Genomic DNA, 17,077 nt, shown 5'->3' on the forward strand with positions numbered 1-17,077 from the left:
AATGATTAGTTAAAAAGGAGACACTCATGGCGTAATCACTCATTTTGATTTTTTAAAGTCTCTTGGCCAATGGGATACGGCCACCCCTATTCAGAAATACAGGAATCATGCAAGATCCTTTTTTTCTTTCACCTTCCCGGCGATCCAAAACGGCAGATAGAGAAGATAGAAGAAGACGATCGTGACCGCTTCCGCTGACAAAAGATACCATGGCCACGGCCCGAGCACGTCTAACAGCGAAGCTCCGCCGCCCGGCTTTTTCATCATGTACATATAGTTCGAGTTCAGCAAACGGTTGATCAAAAAAATGAGAGCGCCATAAACATTGACGAGAAGAAACGTGACCCAGAGAGAGCGCACGGTCGGCTTATACTTCTCGGCTGCAATCATCAAGAGGCAGGAGAGAACAACGATCCCGTGGGAAATGAAAAATTCAAAAAAGCGGAAATGAGGAAAGCCGTACCTTCCCAAGTCAGGCGTCAGAATCGCTTGCAAAGCGCTCCCCAAACCGGCAAAATAAAGAAATTTAAACAAGGTGAGATTTTTCGTCAATAACAGAATGATGACAAGATAAACCGAAAGGTCGCTGAGGTGAAGCGGCAAACAATAACGCGGCGTCCAGGAATTTACATAGATAAACCAGGAGTGGTAGCTGATTTCAGAAATCAATAAAACCGCCACAAACGCATAGCGAAGCATCCGGTTCCACCGCGGTTTTTGCAGCGTCTTGCGAAAGACGAACAAACAAACACCGAGCGCTGCAAGCACCAGCAAAGTCAGTATATGAGATGTTGAAAAAAATTGAAACGAGCCGAGCTGATAATCTTTTTGAAGATATGTTTTCATCTTAAGCACCTGTCATCAAAATATTTTAACGTTATTTTGTGACAAACCATGATCTATTATTCAAAAAGGCCGCCGAATGTCCGGCAGCCGGGTGTCACATAGAAATAGAATCGTTTTCTTTTACATTATCATTGACCTGAATCCGTTCAACCTTTCCGACAAGAAAGATGTAGGAAAGGGCTCCCAAAAGGGCAAGGGTGCCGATAAAGACGAGGGCGGGCGCAAAGCTTCCCCCGTTTGCGAGAAAGCCGATGACAATCGGAACGATAACGGAAGCGAGGCTGCCGACAAAATTAAATACTCCGCCGGTCAGTCCGATCAAATGCTTAGGCGCTAAAGACGATACCAGCACCCATGTAATGGAGGCCAGACCGTTTCCAAAAAAGGCAAGCGTCATAAATAAAATGATCAGTGATGTCTGATCGACATAATTGGCACCGATAATGGAAATAGACAGGATCAATCCGGTAATAATCGGTGTTTTGCGGGCAACCCCGGCCGATACGCCCCTTTTGATCAGAAAGTCGGACAGGAAGCCGGACAACAGAACACCGATGAACGCCGCAAGAAACGGAAGCGAGGCGAGAAAACCGGATTGGAGAAAATCAAGGCCTCTATATTTTACAAGGTATGTCGGAAACCATGTCAGAAAAAACCATAAAGTCGAATTAACGGCGAACTGTCCAATATATATACCCCACAGCTTGCGATGAGCGGTCACTTGTTTGAAATGCTTCCAATTAAATGCCGATTTTTCCTTTTCGGAAGTCCGGCCGCGGCGGACGATCCCCCCGCCTTTTTCTATATGATCAAGTTCAGCCTTATTTACCTTTGGATGACGGTCGGGATCACGGTAAAAAATATACCAGATAAGGCCCCAGATGATGCCGATCACCCCAGTTACGATGAACAGGCCGCGCCAGCCGACGACATGCTGGATGGCGCTGAGCGCCGGCGTTAAAAACGCAAGGCCGGCAAATTGCCCCGACGTATAAAACGCAATGGCTGAAGCCCTTTCCTGTTCAGGGAACCATGAAGTCACCACCCGGTTATTGGTCGGAAAAGCCGGCGCTTCAAACGCCCCCGTCGCAAGACGCAACCCGAATAGAGAACCGAAGCCGCGGACAAACCCCTGAAGCAATGTTGCGAGCGACCAAGTAACCAAGGTAAAACCGTAGACAAGCCTCGGGCCAAACCGATCGACAAGCCCGCCTCCCGGTATTTGCAGGGCGCAGTATGCCCAGCCGAAAGCGGAAAAAATCAAACCCAGTTGAACGGCAGACAAGTTTAAATCGTCTCCAATTGCAGAAGCTGCGACTGAGATATTGCTTCGATCCATATAATTGATCACGACACATACAAAAATAAACAGCAGTACCCGCACTCTAACCTTTGTCGGCTTCTCTTTTACAGCAGCTTGTTTCATGACAGGCCCTCTCCTTTTATTTGTTTGTAATGACGGACATTTTTTGAAAACGGTATCATTTTTACCATTCAGCTATGCTTCCGTCCTTGTGCCGCCATACCGGATTGCGCCAGTTATGCCCGATATCAGCCATTTTCCGGACATGATCTTCATTGATGTCCACCCCAAGGCCCGGGCCATCCGGAATCCGGACATAGCCGTCTTCATAGAAAAACACCTTTTGATCCACTATATAATCAAGCAAATCCGTGCCTTTGTTGTAATGGATTCCTAAGCTTTGTTCCTGTATAAATGCATTGTGGCACGTTGCATCAACCTGAAGGCAGGCCGCCAGAGCGATCGGGCCCAGCGGACAGTGAGGAGCGGCGGCGACATCAAATGCTTCCGCCATCGACAGGATCTTTTTGCATTCGGTAATTCCGCCGGCGTGTGATAAGTCAGGCTGAATAATATCGACATAGCCGTCAGTCAGCAGATCTTTAAACTGCCACTTTGAAAACATTCGTTCTCCGGTCGCAATCGGAATTGAGACGAGGCTGGCGATATCGCGTAGCGCCTCGTTGTTTTCCGGCAGAACAGGCTCTTCTATAAACATCGGGCGAAACGGTTCAAGCTCTTTTGCCAAAATCTTCGCCATCGGCTTGTGCACCCTGCCGTGAAAGTCGATACCGATTCCAATGTACGGGCCGACAGCTTCTCTGACGGCTGATATTCTTTCAATCACCTGATCGATTTTTTCATGTGAATCAATGTATTGCAGCTCTTCCGTGCCGTTCATTTTGACGGCTGTAAAGCCTTGGTCAACCACCTCCTTGGCAGCGAGGCCGACGTCTTGAGGCCTGTCTCCGCCAATCCAGGAATAGACCTTGATCGATTCCCTGCTCTTCCCTCCGAGCAGCTGATGCACGGGCGCATTGTAAAACTTGCCCTTAATGTCCCAAAGCGCTTGATCGATTCCTGCAATCGCGCTCATCAGAATGGGTCCGCCCCGATAAAACCCGCCTCTGTACATGACATTCCAGTGGTCTTCAATGTTCATCGGGTCTTTGCCGATTAAATATTCCATTAACTCGCCGACAGCCGCCTTAACTGTCGCCGCCTTTCCCTCGATTACCGGCTCTCCCCACCCTGTAATGCCTTCATCCGTTTCGATTTTTAAGAAAAGCCAGCGCGGTGGAATTTGGAAACACTCGAATCCCGTTATTTTCATCTCTGATCTCCCCTTTTACTGTTTTGCTGCTTCAACAAATTGCTTTGCTTTTTTGGACAGCTCTTCTAAAAACGCGTCATTCACATCTTGATGAGCCCTCACAAGTGAACCGCCGATTCCAGCACCGACCGCACCGGCCTGTAAAAACTCGTGAAGGTTTTCCAACCCTACCCCTCCCGTCGGAAGCAGCGGAATATGCGGAAGCGGTCCGTGGATATCTTTGATATAGCCAGGCCCCATCGTTCCGGGAAATACTTTGATGATGTCTCCACCGCTTTCATACGCCGTCAATATTTCCGTCGGGGTAAAGGCGCCCGGAATGCTGATCGCTCCATATCGCTTTGTCAGCTTGATCGTCTCTTCATGAACAGTTGGCGACAGGATAAACCGCGCGCCGGCTAAAAGCGCCGCTCTCGCAGATTCGGGATCAAGAACGGTTCCCGCTCCGACAAGCATTTCGTCTCCAACATCTTCTGAAACCGCTTCAATCGCTTTGATCGCTTGAGGAGAATTAAGCGTAATTTCCACAAGCCTGATGCCGCCCGCTTTTAAGGCGCCGGCAATGCTCACTGCCTCCTCCGGATTGTATCCGCGGATGATCGCAATCACTTTTTGTTCTTTGATTTGTGACAATACATGCATTTCTGCCACCCTTTCTTTACGGTTTTTTATCGGCTGACATCTTCTTCATCAGATTGTTCCATAAACGCAAACAGTGAATCGCTGTCAGGCAGCCCTTCAATATCACCGTTTACCGCAGCTACCATGGCGCCGACGGCACAGCCGCGTTTGACAGCTTGAGAAAGCGGAATATGATCAATCAAACCCGATAATACACCGGCTGCAAAGCCGTCTCCGGCACCCACGGGGTCCGCTGCAGTCTGAATCTGATAGCCTTCCGCATAGCCGTTTTCATTCCCGCTGGAATAATAGGCGCCTTTTGCACCAAGCTTGACGATGGCGGTTTCAGCCCCGAGCCCGCGGATGGCTTCCGCTATTTTTTTCTCATCAGCGGTGCCGAACAAAAAACGCCCTTCGCTCAAGCCGGGAAGCACGATATCAGACTGTTTGATCAAATCAAACATCGTCTGCCGCGCCCGCTCTCCGTCCCAGAGCTTTTTTCGAAAATTCGGATCAAATACAACGCATTTATTATGCTTTTTGGCGAGCTCCACTGCATAAAACACTGCATCTGAAGCGCTTTCACTTAAAGCCGGGGTAATTCCCGTAATGTATAACAACCCCGCTTTCTCAATGTATGGCTCATCAATATCGCTTTTTTTCAAAAAACTCGCCGCTGAAAGCGTCCTGTAATAGAAGACATTGACTTTGGCCGCGCTTTTCCTTTCTTTAAAAAACAAACCGGTCGGCGCCGCGTCATCGAGCTTCACTTGGCTGACATCGACTCCTTCTCCTCTGACAGCAGAAAGAATCATCGCCCCGAACTCGTCTTTTCCAAGCCGGGTAATCCAGCCGGCTTTTTTCCCGAGCTTCGAAAGCCCGATCAGCGTGTTGGTTTCTGCGCCCGCTATTCTCACCTGATAGTTTCTTGCGTATCTGAGAGGGCCGTCTTCATTCGGAGTGAACAGCGCCATTGTCTCTCCTATGCTAATAACATCCATCAGAACTCTCCCCCTTTGCTAAAGCGGCTTTTTAAATCCGCCAATGCTTTCTGTAATTTTTCCGGCTGTGTGAAGCAGCTGCTCAACGATAAGCGCCTTTCTTGCGAGCATGCGCTCCTTTGGCCCGGCGGTGCTGATCGCCGCATTCATTACGCCATCCGGACCATAGACAGGAGCCGCCAGACAAAACAAACCTTCTTCATTTTCTTCATTGTCAACGGCATATCCCTGTTCCAAAAATGTCTGCAGCTGCTTTTCCAGCTCATCTCTGGCGGTGATGGTATGCCCGGTAAACCGGATAAATTCCATGCGGTCGAGCAGCCCTTCCCTTTTGTCCTCCGGCATGAATGCCAAAAATGCCTTGCCAAGCCCGGTGCAATATAGCGGCTTGCGCGAACCGGGCTGTGCGGTTGTTCTGATTGACCTGTTGTTATCGATTTTTGCGATGTAGACGAGCTGATCATCGGATAGAACGGCCATAAACACCGTCTCCTGAACGCCGTCCATCAGCTGTTTTAAAAACGGAACACCTTGCGACGAAATGTCGATCGACTCCATGGCAGCGGTTCCAACTTGGATCAGTTTTGCCCCCAGCCTGTAACGCTTGATAGCATCCTGCTGAAGGTATCCTTCATCCAAAAGTGTAGCAGCCAAATTGAATGTACTGCTCTGCGGCAGCGACAATTCTTTGCTGATCTCCTTTACGGTTAATCCATCCGGATGATTTGACAGCAATTCAAATATACGTACAACACGTACCGCGGATTTTACTGACATGACACCCTCCAACATTCACATATGTGATTCAAAATCAGGATCCTGATAATTCGGACGTATTCTAAACAGAAAGAATGCTCACGTCAACTATCCTATTAAACAAAAAAACTTTTTTATCAAACTTCAAATTACTGGTCTATCGAATCATTTATCAGATGCATGCAGGATTCACCCGCTCAGCTGCGAATATCTCTTCTCAGGAAAACAAGACCATCAAGGAGGTTTATGTATGAAGAGAAAAATGATGATGATCGGATTGGCGCTATCCGTAATAGCAGGCGGCGTGTTCGCCGATGGAACGGGAAATGCTGTTCAAGCGGCGCCTCAGGAAACAGCCATCGCAAAAAATGTCGAAAAATTCAGCAAAAAATTCAACGAAAATCGCGCCTATCAAACGATTTACCATTTAAGCGAAACAATCGGACCGCGTGTGACAGGCACAGCGGAAGAAAAAAAGAGCGCCGCTTTCATCGCCTCACAGATGAAAAAATCAAATCTGAAAGTGACCACACAAACCTTCAGCATACCTGATCGGCTGGAAGGAACGCTTACCGTTCAGGGAAATAACGTGCCTTCGCGGCCTGCCGCCGGTTCCGCCCCGACAGCAGCAGAAGGTCTGGCAGCTCCTCTCTATGATGCCGGCCTCGGCCTGCCCGGCGACTTCACCGAGGAAGCGAGAGGCAAAATCGCCGTCATTTTAAGAGGCGAGCTGACATTCTATGAAAAAGCAAAAAACGCTGCTGACGCAGGCGCAAGCGGAGTGATCATTTATAATAACGTCGACGGTCTCGTCCCTCTGACTCCGAATCTCAGCGGTAATAAAGTCGATGTTCCGGTAGTCGGCGTCAAAAAGGAAGACGGAGAAAAGCTGCTTTCTGAACAAGAAGCGATCTTGAAGCTGAAGGCTCATAAAAATCAAACATCGCAAAACGTGATCGGCGTCCGCAAAGCAAAAGGTGTCAAAAATCCGGACATCGTGTATGTGACTTCGCATTATGACAGCGTCCCTTATGCTCCCGGAGCCAATGACAATGCCTCCGGAACTTCAGTCGTCCTTGAACTGGCCCGGATCATGAAGACGGTTCCAGCCGACAAAGAAATTCGCTTTATTACATTCGGTGCCGAAGAAATCGGTCTCCTCGGATCGCGCCATTATGTCAGCACCTTGTCAGAGCGGGAAGTCAAACAGAGCGTTGCCAACTTTAACTTAGATATGGTGGCGACAAGCTGGGAAAATGCTTCACAGCTGTACATCAATACACCCGACGGTTCGGCAAACCTCGTCTGGGAGCTAAGTAAAGCCGCTTCTTTAAGCCTTGGGAAAGACGTATTATTTTTACATCAAGGCGGATCATCCGACCATGTCCCATTCCATGAAGCCGGCATCGACTCGGCCAACTTCATTTGGAGAGAGCCGGGAACAGGTGCTTTGGAGCCTTGGTACCACACCCCTTACGACACGATTGAACACATCAGCAAAGACAGGCTGAAAACAGCCGGTCAAATCGCGGGAACAGCCGTGTATAACCTGAGCAAAAAAGAAAACAGAAAACCGTCTTACAGCTCAGTCGCCCAATAATATTAAAAAGGAGCAGATCGAATTGATCTGCTCTTTTTTTTATACCGCTTCTTTTCATAGACCCGAAGCACCTATCCTCCCCACCGCTGCCGTGTCATCACCTTTCCCATGCATACCTAAAAATAATTCAACGATTCAAGAAAACGCCGTTGATTCTCCCAACATGTCCAATTTGTGCTGCTTACAAATTCACATGTCCCGGCCTAAAGATGGATGTAAGCATAGCCTTTTCCTATCATCAGCAGTTGCAAGGTTGAGCCTAAGGGCCTCATTTTGTAAAGCTTCCTTGACGTGAAGTTTATTTTATTTCAAGATGAGAACACAGGAGAAGCAGCCTTTTCGACACTACATTAGAAGCGAAGATGTTTAGGAAGTTGAATCATGAATTCGCATTTAAATCACTACACGCAATTAGCTTTTTCTTGTTGATTTTATGTCTCTATCTGGTTTTGCACATTGGCTAATGGAAAATTGGATCCTATTCCTTTTTCTTTATTTATCATGTTTTTCACATTGAGATATTTACACCCTCCATTTAAGCAAAATGACGAGCACCATAAACTAATAAAACAGAAAGCCATGTTTTATAATTATTTTATTTTGATGGGATGTTTATTGATTTTTCTGAGTGCGCAGACAGTTATCGCAATCCTTAGCGCTCTTATTATTGCAACAGTCAACGTTTATTATATTTTCGAAAATTGATCAGGAGATGATGGATTATGTTTCCCTTCTTTATTCAGCTATTTACTATCTTTATAGTCATTATGATCATCACAGCTGTGACCAAAAAGAAGAAACGTTAAGTTATCAACTTATTATTAAGCAATGACCGTTTTGAATTTTTGCTCAGGCATTCAGATCTACGGAAAGCAAAAAAAAATGGAGCCGCATCTCGCGCTCCATTTTTCAATCCTTCATCAGCTTAATAAACCGGAAGCTCATCAAAACGCTGCCGATGGCAACCACAATCATGACCACCCCCAGATCCTGAAAATGACCCGCGGTTATTTCTTCTCCAAACAACAGACCCAGAATGACGGACGAAAAGATCGAGCCAAGATAGCGGCATGTTTGGAAGAGCCCCGAAGTGGTCCCGACGATGTCCGGCGGACTTGCCGTAAACATGGCAGCCTGCAGGGCGACATTGCCGAGTCCGTAGCTGACCCCCAGCAAAGAGAGGATAATGCCTTTCCACAACATCGGTGCATCGACAAAAAACAATGTAAGCAGGATGGCGCCGGCCGCCATTATGCAAGAACCAATGAAAACAGGCTGCGTTTCACCTGAACGGTCAATCCATTTCCCGACGAAAGGTGAAATCAATACGCTCGTCCCGGACATGAACAGCATCAAAAGACCGCTCGCTTGAACGGAAAGGTGCATTTCATCCTGAAAATAACTCGGAAGTCCAAAAAACAAACAGTAGTTAAAGATGTTCAGCATAATAAATTGAGCATAGACCGAAGTTAGCGTCCTGCGCGCGATCAACAGTCTGATATCAATAAACGGGCTGCTCACTCTCAGCTCCCACCAAACAAACATCAAAAGCAAGACAAGCCCGAACATCCCCTCGGCAAAACGGGGCTCGCCCGTGCTCAATGAGAGCAGGAATGCCAGCAGGAGAACGATTCCGCCCGCAAACAGAAGAATCCCGGTCAGATCAAGCCGCTTGATGACGGCGCGGACATTTAAGCCGGCTTTTTTCTCATCTTTCGGAAACATGTACATCCCCAGCAAAAAGCTGAACAAAATAAATGGAAAGTTCACGAGGAAAATGGCGGGCCATCCCCCGAGAACGATTAAAAATCCCCCCACAGTCGGTCCAAAAGCGGTCATAGCCGAAGAAAAAATGGACAGCACACTTAGTGCCGACGCCCGCTTTTCATGAATGTGGCTTCTGATCAGGCCCACTCCCGAAGGATAAATGGCGCCGCTCCCAATCGATTGAAACAAACGCATGATCAGCAAGACGGAAAAAGCCGGTGCGAGAGGAGCGCCGATTGCCGATACGGCAACGAGAACAAGCCCTGACAAAAACATCTTTTTCCGACCGATTAAATCGCCGATTTTTCCCGTGACAGGCTGCGCGACCGCACTGGCTAAATAAAAAGATGAAATCAGCCACGATACGGTTGCAAATGAAAGATGAAACTCATGCTGGATGCTGTGCAGCGCCAAAGAAATCATTGAAGAATTGAGCGGATTCAGCATCGTCCCTGATGCAACGGCTGTTAAAAACAGGGCGCGGTTCTTTTTCAATCCGGCCATTTACTTAGGGTAAAGCAGCCTTTCGCCAGCTCCGTCCGCTTTACCTTCCGCACCCGAATCACGGTCGAAAGCATTGCCGACGGTCCCGTATAAAGCAGCATCAAGCCGTTGCGACTCCCGGTTCATCATCGCTGCCGCTCCGTTTTGCAAACCGCATTCCGCAAGTTTTTCAATATCCGATTTCATTTTTAGACCTCCTCGTGCTCTTATCATTTTCTTGTTTTCTTTTTTCGATTCATGACAGTCATAACCTTTGATACAAAGGAGCGTTCTTCCTCTTTTCTTTTAGTTGAAAAACATATTTGACGAAGCTGGCATAGTGAAAAGTTCACAAAAGAAGAGCGCGAAGGCATCGCGGGGCCATGATTTCCAAAACAAAAAGCGGAAAGAAGTCGAGCGTCTTGCCGGAGATCAGGTGAAAGTGTGGATGAAGAGCGCGCTCGGCAAACTGCAGGGTGAATACCGGACGGACGTCTTGAAATTCTGGAATCGAAAAAGCGGAAGGAAAATGGGATGAGATTTTCACCGAATCCGATATTACATATGAGGTTGATATTCAAGGATTGACAACTTCGGGTCAAGCGGCAGAAAAAAATAGCAGCCGGGCTAAAAAATGCCCGGCTGCTTTTTATTGATCCGCTTTTGTTCGAATATGAAGCATCTTTTCATCCAGATAGTTCGCGATGTCAGCCGCTTCTTTCAGCTCATCCGTGAGCTGGTTCGGCACTTCATTGTTCAATTTGTAGTAGATTTTATGTTCGAGGCTCGCCCAGAAATCCATCGCGATCGTCCTGATTTGAATCTCCACCTTGGCGTGCTCGACGCGGTTGGTCAAGTAAACAGGCACTTCTACAATCAGATGGAGACTCCTGTATCCGTTCGGCTTCGGATTTTTAATGTAGTCTTTCATGTTTAAAATCTTGATGTCTTCGTGTTCCTTCAGCACTTCAACCATATTGTAAATATCGGATAAAAACGAGCAGACGATTCTGAGACCCGCGATATCATTGATGTGCTCCTTAGCGGCCTTTGTGGTAATATCGCAGCCCTTCCGCACAAGCTTGTTGATCAGGCTTTCAAAGCTTTTCACCCTTGATTTCGTATGCTCAATCGGGTTATGGCCATGGATTAAATTATATTCCTGGCTGATAATCGAAAATTTCGTATCCATTTGATCCAAGGCAAATTTATAGACAAGGAGTTCGTTCTTCCAGTCCTCCATCAGGTTTCTTAAATCTTCTATCTGGGCTTCAGGCAGTCCTATCATCTTATCTATCGCCATATCCATTATATTTTTCTCCTTATGACATCATATCGTTTTTTCAGTTAGTAGACGGGCACATCCACGGTAAAGTTTCGACTTAAATCGCAAGATCAAAAAGTGGTCTGGTTGATCATTTTCCACTTTTATAAATTTATTTCCCTTTCAAAAGTCATAAAACATTCATATTCTGTATTACCACTTTTCGGAGGTGAGAATATGTCATACTCTAATAGCTTCGCTTTGATCGTTGTATTATTTATTTTGCTGATCATTGTGGGTTCCGCTTTTGTAAAGTATTAATTCCTTCACGCACTTCCGACAAACTGCAGGTTCATATCGAAAAGCGCTCCGCTTTTCATATGAGCCTGTTTTTTTGTGATTTAAAAAGAAGTTATTTCCACAATAACAAAAAATGTTTATAATAGGATAGGCTCTGAGCTGACAACGCTCAGAAATAAAACTCTCCCACAAATGAAACTTTTATACAACATTTTCGTCTTATACTGTTGTTAAGGCAATTCAATAACGGAAAGGAAAAGATCAATGTTAAATAAGCTAAAAATGTTGTATGAAAAAACAACAATGAAGTGGCTGCTCAACACTTCCTATTACTTTCTTATTCTCGTACTGCTGTTTTTAATTTACGGATTCCACACAGCAAATACAGGTTCATATATTTATAATGACTTTTAATGGAGAAAAAAACAATGAAACTGATAGAAACTATTAAAAAATACGCGCAAACACAACCCGATACCCTTGCTTTTGTGAATGAAGAAGAAAAGCTGACATACGGAGAGCTTTGGTCACAATCTGAGCGCCTTGCCGCGCGGATTCAAAGCGAAGCATTAACAGAGGCTTCTCCGATCATTGTCTACGGACATATGAAACCGGTCATGGCGGTTTCTTTCCTGGCTTGCGTGAAAGCCGGCCATCCGTACATTCCAGTTGACGTATCGATTCCGGCAGACCGGATTCTGAAAATCATCAACAGCTCAAAAGCCGAGCTTATACTCAATAACTCAGGCACTTCGGTTGACACGGGAGATGCCCTCATTTCCGTTGTGGAACCGGGCGTTCTTGAAGGAGACGGGGTGCCGGAGACAGATCCCGGACGCTGGGTTCACGGTGAAGATACCTTTTACATTATCTACACATCCGGAAGCACGGGAAATCCAAAAGGCGTGCAAATCTCAGCCGCCAATCTTCAGAGCTTCACAGATTGGATCACGAATGACTTTCCGGTGGAAAGCGGCCAAGTGTTCTTAAATCAAGCCCCGTTTTCCTTTGATTTATCGGTGATGGACCTTTATCCGTGCCTGCAGTCCGGAGGCACATTATGGACGGTTACGAAAGATATGATTAACCGGCCGAAACTGTTGTTTGAAGCGCTGAAACAATCCAACGTCAACGTCTGGACATCAACGCCTTCATTCGCACAAATGTGCTTGATGGATCCGTCTTATTCTGAAGAGCTGCTTCCTGAACTGAGCTTGTTTATGTTCTGCGGAGAAACGCTTCCCGCGTCAGTCGCCAGACAACTTAAAGAGAGATTTCCGAAGGCTCGTGTTTTTAACACATACGGCCCGACCGAAGCGACTGTTGCCGTCACTTCCATCGAAGTAACAGACGACGTATTAAACAAGTATTCTTCTCTTCCCGTCGGTTCTGAAAAGCCGGAAACCGAGATCGTGATCATCGATGAAGACGGAAAAGCCGTCCAAGAAGGGGAAAAAGGCGAGATCATTATTACCGGAGCCAGCGTCAGCAAAGGCTATTTAGGCGAAAAAGCGCTGACGGAAAAAGCGTTTTTCTCTTACAACGGCGCCCCTGCTTATCGCACCGGTGACGCAGGGTACAAAGAAAACGGCCAGCTGTTCTTCCTCGGAAGACTCGATTTCCAAATCAAACTGCATGGCTACCGGATTGAGCTTGAAGAGATCGAATACCAAATCAATCAGTCCCGATACGTGCAGTCGGCGGTCGTTATTCCATACTACCGCGAGGAGAAAATCGAGTATCTGATCGCCATGATCGTGCCTGCCGAACACGATTTCGAAAAGGAATACCAGTTAACCAGCGCGATTAAGAAAGATTTGGGCAGCAAGCTGCCTGCATATATGATTCCGAGAAAATTCATGTATCAAAAAGAGATTCCGATGACAGCAAACGGTAAAATTGACCGCAAGAGATTAAAAGAAGAGGTAACCGTATGACACCCTATGGTTCATTTCTTTTCTTCATCATATTAGGAATTTTACTGGCGCCGACCATCATTCTCGGACTGAACGGAAAAAGCTTCCGCTTATATAACATGGCGGTTTCCGTTCTGGTTCTGGCGCTTATTTTTTCAAACAGCCTGCACGGGCTGATCATGCTGTGCCTGTTTACGCTTTGGCAGATGGTTCTGATCAAAGGCTATATCGCTTACCGTCTCAAAGCGAACAGCGGCATCGTATTTTGTCTCGCTGCAGCAGCTTCTATCCTGCCTCTGGCACTGTCAAAGCTGCTGCCGTTTTTCGCCGTTGACAACTGGGCAACATTTCTCGGTATCTCGTATTTAACTTTTAAAGGGGTTCAGCTCATCATTGAAACCCGCGACGGTCTCATTAAAAAGCAGCTCCCAATCAGCAGACTGCTTTACTTTATTCTCTTTTTCCCGACCATCTCGTCAGGTCCGATCGACAGGTACCGCCGTTTTGAAAAAGACGATCAGACGGTATGGACGAAGGAGCAATACGAAGAACTGCTTTACAAAGGAATCAATAAAATCTTTCTCGGCTTTTTATATAAATTCATTATCGGCTATTGTATTAATACGTATGTCATTATGAAACTGCCGTTTTTGACTTCCGGCAGCATCTCGCATGGCTTGGCATACATGTATGCGTACAGCCTTTATCTGTTTTTTGATTTTGCCGGCTACACTGCTTTTGCGGTCGGCGTCAGCTATATCATGGGAATCAAATCCCCTGAAAACTTTAATAAGCCGTTCATCAGCCGCAATATTAAAGATTTCTGGAACCGCTGGCATATGTCGCTTTCATTCTGGTTCAGAGACTACGTGTTCATGCGCTTTGTCCTTTGGATGACGAAGAAAAAATGGATCACAAACCGGATGGCTGTTTCCAATATCGGATATGTGCTGCTGTTCCTTCTGATGGGTGTCTGGCACGGCCTTGCCCCTCAGTACATCGTCTACGGGCTGTATCACGCGCTGCTCATGGTCGGCTTTAACTTCTTTGAAAAATGGAATAAGAAATACAAGTGGTGGCCGAACAATAAGTGGACGACAGCCGTCTCAGTCGTGGTGACCTTCCACTTCGTATGTTTTGGATTTTTAATTTTCTCAGGGAAACTAATACACTAAAAGGAGATTTTCATAATGGATTTTAATCAAGAAGTACTTTCAGTTTTAGCAGAGGTATGTCAGGACGATATCGTAAAGGAAAATCCGGATATTGATATTTTCGAAGAGGGAATCCTCGATTCCTTCGGCACGGTGGAATTGCTGCTTGCATTCGAAAGCCACTTTAACATCACAGTGCCGATTACAGAGTTTGACCGGGATGCATGGAACACGCCAAATCAAATCATAAAGCAGCTGAATGAGTTGAGATAATGAAAAAGCGTTTTTTATTCGGGCCAATCATCTTGGCATTTTTACTTTTTTTCACCGCGATCTTGATTCCAAATGCATGGCTGGCAAAACTGATTCCTAAAGATCGTGTCGAAACTTCAGCTACAGAAATAAACCCGATGATGTTCCAGGGTATGTATCTTCAAGGCAAAGCGCTTGAAGATCCGAAATATCTGCCGATTTACGGATCATCGGAATTGTCCCGGTTAGATGCCTTTCATCCGTCTAACTATTTTAAAGTAAACAACCAAGGGTTCACGCCTTACCTGGTCGGGAAAGGCGGTTCACAGTCCTTGATTCATGCAATCAACTTTGCGGCGCAGTCTGGTCAATTAAAGGGCAAGAAAATCGTTTTCATTATTTCTCCGCAGTGGTTTCAAAAAGACGGCTCGGACGAATCCCACTTTGCGCCGAACTTCTCGGCTTTGCAGGCATACGATCTTGTGTTCAATCAAAATGTCGATCCCGAGCTGAAGAAAAAAATCATCAAACGCATGCTTAAATTTCATGCAGTTACAAACGACGCTCTGCTTTCAGCCCTTTTTAAAGCCGAGCTCGATCAGGACAAAGTGGCGCTGTCCCTTCTGACGCCGCCGGCAAAAGCTTACCGGAGCATTCTGGAGAAAAAGGACATCTACTATTCCATGGTTGAAGGAAACGGACCGAAGCGGACCATTTCCCAGGATGTAAAAAACAAATCGTGGGATGAATTAAAGCAGATGGCCGAAAAGGTCGGCGCCAAAGAATCCCGCAACAATGAGTTTAAAATTTCAAACGGCGTTTATAAGAAATTGAAGCCGAAGCTGAAAAAGCTTAAAGGCCACAATAAAAAGATGAACTATGCCGAGTCAGTCGAGTTCCACGATTTCCATCTCATGATGGATGTTCTGAAAGAATCCGGCGCAGAACCGCTGTTCATCTCGGTTCCGGTCCACGGCAAGTTTTACGACTATACCGGCTTCCCTAAAAAAGGCCGGACAGATTTCTATAAAAAGATTAAAAAAGAAATCGAACAAGAAGGCTTTCAAGTTGCTGATTTAACGAATCATGAATATGATCCATACTTCTTGAAAGATACGCTCCACCTTGGCTGGAAAGGCTGGGTTTACGTCGATCAGGAGATCGAATCCTTTTATAAAAAGTCATCATAAAAAAGGATTCCCCCATGGGGAGTCCTTTTTTTGTCCGATTTAAATTTTTAAAGTTTCCAAAAATTCTATTTTACAAATTTCTCTGAAATCTATTGCGATTATCAAGAGAAGGTTTAAAATAGAAGATAAATATTTTTTGGAAAAAGACTAGAAACGGCAGGGAGAATGAATATGACAAAACAAACGATCAGCGTACAGCTCAGTACAGCAAAAAAGCAAAAGCCAGAGGCTGACCGGCTCGAATTCGGCCGGACCTTTACCGACCACATGTTTATCATGGACTATACGGCTGAAAACGGCTGGCACGATCCGAGAATCGTTCCTTATCAGCCGATTGAAATGGACCCGGCTGCAATGGTTTACCACTACGGGCAGTCCGTTTTTGAAGGGTTAAAAGCTTACTTATCAAGCGAAGGCAGCGTTCTTCTGTTCAGACCTGAAAAAAACGTCGAGAGGCTCAATAAATCCAACGACCGCCTCTGCATTCCGCGGGTTGATCCTGACACCGTTCTGGAAGGGCTGAAGCAGCTGGTTCAGATCGACAAAGAGTGGATTCCTCAAGCTGAGGGGACATCCCTTTATATCCGTCCGTTCATTATTTCAACGGAACCGTACCTCGGCGTCGCTCCGTCCAATATGTATAAAATGCTGATCATTTTATCGCCGGTTGGATCTTATTACAAAGAAGGCATCCGCCCTGTGAAAATTGCCGTTGAAAGCGAATTTGTCCGTGCTGTGGCAGGCGGTACAGGCAATGCGAAAACGGCCGGCAACTACGCGGCGAGCCTGAAGGCTCAGGAAGTGGCGGAAAGCAAAGGCTTCTCGCAAGTACTTTGGCTTGACGGAGTAGAAAAGAAATACATTGAAGAAGTAGGCAGCATGAACATCTTCTTCAAAATCAGCGGTGAAATTGTCACTCCGGCTCTAAACGGAAGTATTTTGGAAGGCATTACGAGAAATTCCGTCATTCATCTATTAAAACAATGGGGACTTTCCGTAACCGAAAGGAAAATTTCAGTTGATGAACTGGTTCAGGCTCACAAAGACGGTCTGCTTGAAGAAGCGTTCGGCACCGGAACCGCCGCTGTCATTTCCCCGGTCGGCGAGCTGATCTGGAAAAACGAAAGCCTTGTGATCAACAGCGGACAAACAGGCGAAATCGCCAAAAGGCTCTACCAAACGATCACCGGTATTCAAAAAGGCGCTTTGCCTGACACATTCGGCTGGACAGTTGAAGTTGATAAAGTCAGCCAATCCTGCTAAGCGGTTTAAGCTCTCTTTTGCAAAAAAG

Annotated in this window: 18 protein-coding genes; 9 read left to right on the plus strand and 9 right to left on the minus strand. The window is 46.2% G+C overall.

Features of this window, described 5'->3' with window-relative positions; translation table 11 throughout:
• Positions 1-105: 105 nt before the first annotated feature.
• The 6 genes from M1D59_RS20680 to M1D59_RS20705 form a co-directional block, all read right to left on the minus strand.
• Positions 106-846, minus strand: a complete 741-nt coding sequence (locus M1D59_RS20680; protein WP_458117651.1) for a YwaF family protein — start codon at positions 844-846, stop codon at positions 106-108.
• A 94-nt stretch (positions 847-940) separates the two neighbouring features.
• Positions 941-2,272: an MFS transporter gene (locus tag M1D59_RS20685; RefSeq protein WP_145608585.1), complete on the minus strand. Its 1,332-nt coding sequence runs from the start codon at positions 2,270-2,272 to the stop codon at positions 941-943.
• A 61-nt stretch (positions 2,273-2,333) separates the two neighbouring features.
• Positions 2,334-3,482 (minus strand): galactonate dehydratase, encoded by a 1,149-nt coding sequence (gene dgoD, locus M1D59_RS20690; RefSeq protein WP_023856969.1) that lies wholly within the window; start codon positions 3,480-3,482, stop codon positions 2,334-2,336.
• Between the two features lie 15 nt (positions 3,483-3,497).
• Positions 3,498-4,124: a bifunctional 4-hydroxy-2-oxoglutarate aldolase/2-dehydro-3-deoxy-phosphogluconate aldolase gene (locus M1D59_RS20695; RefSeq protein ID WP_458117652.1), complete on the minus strand. Its 627-nt coding sequence runs from the start codon at positions 4,122-4,124 to the stop codon at positions 3,498-3,500.
• 26 nt (positions 4,125-4,150) lie between these two features.
• Entirely contained in the window at positions 4,151-5,104 is a 954-nt protein-coding gene (locus M1D59_RS20700) for a sugar kinase (protein WP_458117653.1), read from the minus strand.
• A gap of 18 nt (positions 5,105-5,122) precedes the next feature.
• A complete protein-coding gene (locus M1D59_RS20705; protein WP_023856966.1) occupies positions 5,123-5,881 on the minus strand; it encodes an IclR family transcriptional regulator in 759 nt (252 codons plus the stop codon).
• A gap of 229 nt (positions 5,882-6,110) precedes the next feature.
• On the opposite strand from M1D59_RS20705, the gene M1D59_RS20710 reads away from it, so the two are divergent.
• Positions 6,111-7,460, plus strand: a complete 1,350-nt coding sequence (locus tag M1D59_RS20710; protein WP_458117654.1) for a M28 family peptidase — start codon at positions 6,111-6,113, stop codon at positions 7,458-7,460.
• Positions 7,461-8,369: 909 nt separating this feature from the next.
• Here the strand turns inward: M1D59_RS20710 and M1D59_RS20715 are convergent.
• Both M1D59_RS20715 and M1D59_RS20720 read right to left on the minus strand, forming a co-directional pair.
• Positions 8,370-9,731, minus strand: coding sequence for an MFS transporter (locus tag M1D59_RS20715; RefSeq protein ID WP_101561330.1), 1,362 nt, complete (start codon positions 9,729-9,731; stop codon positions 8,370-8,372).
• Positions 9,732-9,917 carry a hypothetical protein gene (locus M1D59_RS20720; RefSeq protein ID WP_128822193.1) on the minus strand — a complete coding sequence of 62 codons (186 nt, stop codon included), beginning with the start codon at positions 9,915-9,917 and terminating at the stop codon, positions 9,732-9,734.
• A 133-nt stretch (positions 9,918-10,050) separates the two neighbouring features.
• On the opposite strand from M1D59_RS20720, the gene M1D59_RS20725 reads away from it, so the two are divergent.
• Positions 10,051-10,248, plus strand: a complete 198-nt coding sequence (locus M1D59_RS20725) for a hypothetical protein (protein WP_458117655.1) — start codon at positions 10,051-10,053, stop codon at positions 10,246-10,248.
• A gap of 111 nt (positions 10,249-10,359) precedes the next feature.
• On the opposite strand, the gene M1D59_RS20730 is transcribed toward M1D59_RS20725, so the two are convergent.
• Positions 10,360-10,998 (minus strand): GTP pyrophosphokinase, encoded by a 639-nt coding sequence (locus tag M1D59_RS20730; protein ID WP_031305127.1) that lies wholly within the window; start codon positions 10,996-10,998, stop codon positions 10,360-10,362.
• A gap of 213 nt (positions 10,999-11,211) precedes the next feature.
• Between M1D59_RS20730 and M1D59_RS20735 the strand changes: the two genes are divergently transcribed.
• From M1D59_RS20735 to M1D59_RS20765, 7 genes are all read left to right on the plus strand, one after another.
• A complete protein-coding gene (locus M1D59_RS20735) occupies positions 11,212-11,295 on the plus strand; it encodes a YjcZ family sporulation protein (protein ID WP_016885663.1) in 84 nt (27 codons plus the stop codon).
• Between the two features lie 243 nt (positions 11,296-11,538).
• Positions 11,539-11,688 (plus strand): teichoic acid D-Ala incorporation-associated protein DltX, encoded by a 150-nt coding sequence (locus M1D59_RS20740; protein ID WP_023856959.1) that lies wholly within the window; start codon positions 11,539-11,541, stop codon positions 11,686-11,688.
• 14 nt (positions 11,689-11,702) lie between these two features.
• Entirely contained in the window at positions 11,703-13,211 is a 1,509-nt protein-coding gene (gene dltA, locus M1D59_RS20745) for a D-alanine--poly(phosphoribitol) ligase subunit DltA (RefSeq protein ID WP_023856958.1), read from the plus strand.
• The gene (gene dltB / locus M1D59_RS20750; protein ID WP_023856957.1) at positions 13,208-14,365 is read left to right on the plus strand and encodes a D-alanyl-lipoteichoic acid biosynthesis protein DltB; all 1,158 of its coding nucleotides are present in this window, start codon (positions 13,208-13,210) and stop codon (positions 14,363-14,365) included. The genes dltA and dltB overlap by 4 nt, the downstream gene beginning before the upstream one ends.
• A 15-nt stretch (positions 14,366-14,380) precedes the next feature.
• Positions 14,381-14,617 (plus strand): D-alanine--poly(phosphoribitol) ligase subunit 2, encoded by a 237-nt coding sequence (gene dltC, locus M1D59_RS20755; RefSeq protein ID WP_003186284.1) that lies wholly within the window; start codon positions 14,381-14,383, stop codon positions 14,615-14,617.
• Positions 14,617-15,786 (plus strand): D-alanyl-lipoteichoic acid biosynthesis protein DltD, encoded by a 1,170-nt coding sequence (dltD, locus tag M1D59_RS20760; protein ID WP_458117656.1) that lies wholly within the window; start codon positions 14,617-14,619, stop codon positions 15,784-15,786. Before dltC ends, dltD begins: the two co-directional genes overlap by 1 nt.
• Positions 15,787-15,957: 171 nt before the next feature.
• Positions 15,958-17,049, plus strand: a complete 1,092-nt coding sequence (locus M1D59_RS20765; protein WP_035337973.1) for a branched-chain amino acid aminotransferase — start codon at positions 15,958-15,960, stop codon at positions 17,047-17,049.
• The last annotated feature ends 28 nt before the right edge of the window (positions 17,050-17,077 follow it).

The sequence above is a fragment of the Bacillus sp. PK6-026 genome (assembly GCF_054161455.1).

Coding starts and splice junctions, on each gene's coding strand:
- M1D59_RS20680 (WP_458117651.1), bottom strand. CDS start 846: ATGAAAACATATCTTCAAAAAGATTATCAGCTCGGCTCGTTTCAATTT.
- M1D59_RS20685 (WP_145608585.1), bottom strand. CDS start 2,272: ATGAAACAAGCTGCTGTAAAAGAGAAGCCGACAAAGGTTAGAGTGCGG.
- dgoD (WP_023856969.1), bottom strand. CDS start 3,482: ATGAAAATAACGGGATTCGAGTGTTTCCAAATTCCACCGCGCTGGCTT.
- M1D59_RS20695 (WP_458117652.1), bottom strand. CDS start 4,124: ATGCATGTATTGTCACAAATCAAAGAACAAAAAGTGATTGCGATCATC.
- M1D59_RS20700 (WP_458117653.1), bottom strand. CDS start 5,104: ATGGATGTTATTAGCATAGGAGAGACAATGGCGCTGTTCACTCCGAAT.
- M1D59_RS20705 (WP_023856966.1), bottom strand. CDS start 5,881: ATGTCAGTAAAATCCGCGGTACGTGTTGTACGTATATTTGAATTGCTG.
- M1D59_RS20710 (WP_458117654.1), top strand. CDS start 6,111: ATGAAGAGAAAAATGATGATGATCGGATTGGCGCTATCCGTAATAGCA.
- M1D59_RS20715 (WP_101561330.1), bottom strand. CDS start 9,731: ATGGCCGGATTGAAAAAGAACCGCGCCCTGTTTTTAACAGCCGTTGCA.
- M1D59_RS20720 (WP_128822193.1), bottom strand. CDS start 9,917: ATGAAATCGGATATTGAAAAACTTGCGGAATGCGGTTTGCAAAACGGA.
- M1D59_RS20730 (WP_031305127.1), bottom strand. CDS start 10,998: ATGATAGGACTGCCTGAAGCCCAGATAGAAGATTTAAGAAACCTGATG.
- M1D59_RS20735 (WP_016885663.1), top strand. CDS start 11,212: ATGTCATACTCTAATAGCTTCGCTTTGATCGTTGTATTATTTATTTTG.
- M1D59_RS20740 (WP_023856959.1), top strand. CDS start 11,539: ATGTTAAATAAGCTAAAAATGTTGTATGAAAAAACAACAATGAAGTGG.
- dltA (WP_023856958.1), top strand. CDS start 11,703: ATGAAACTGATAGAAACTATTAAAAAATACGCGCAAACACAACCCGAT.
- dltB (WP_023856957.1), top strand. CDS start 13,208: ATGACACCCTATGGTTCATTTCTTTTCTTCATCATATTAGGAATTTTA.
- dltC (WP_003186284.1), top strand. CDS start 14,381: ATGGATTTTAATCAAGAAGTACTTTCAGTTTTAGCAGAGGTATGTCAG.
- dltD (WP_458117656.1), top strand. CDS start 14,617: ATGAAAAAGCGTTTTTTATTCGGGCCAATCATCTTGGCATTTTTACTT.
- M1D59_RS20765 (WP_035337973.1), top strand. CDS start 15,958: ATGACAAAACAAACGATCAGCGTACAGCTCAGTACAGCAAAAAAGCAA.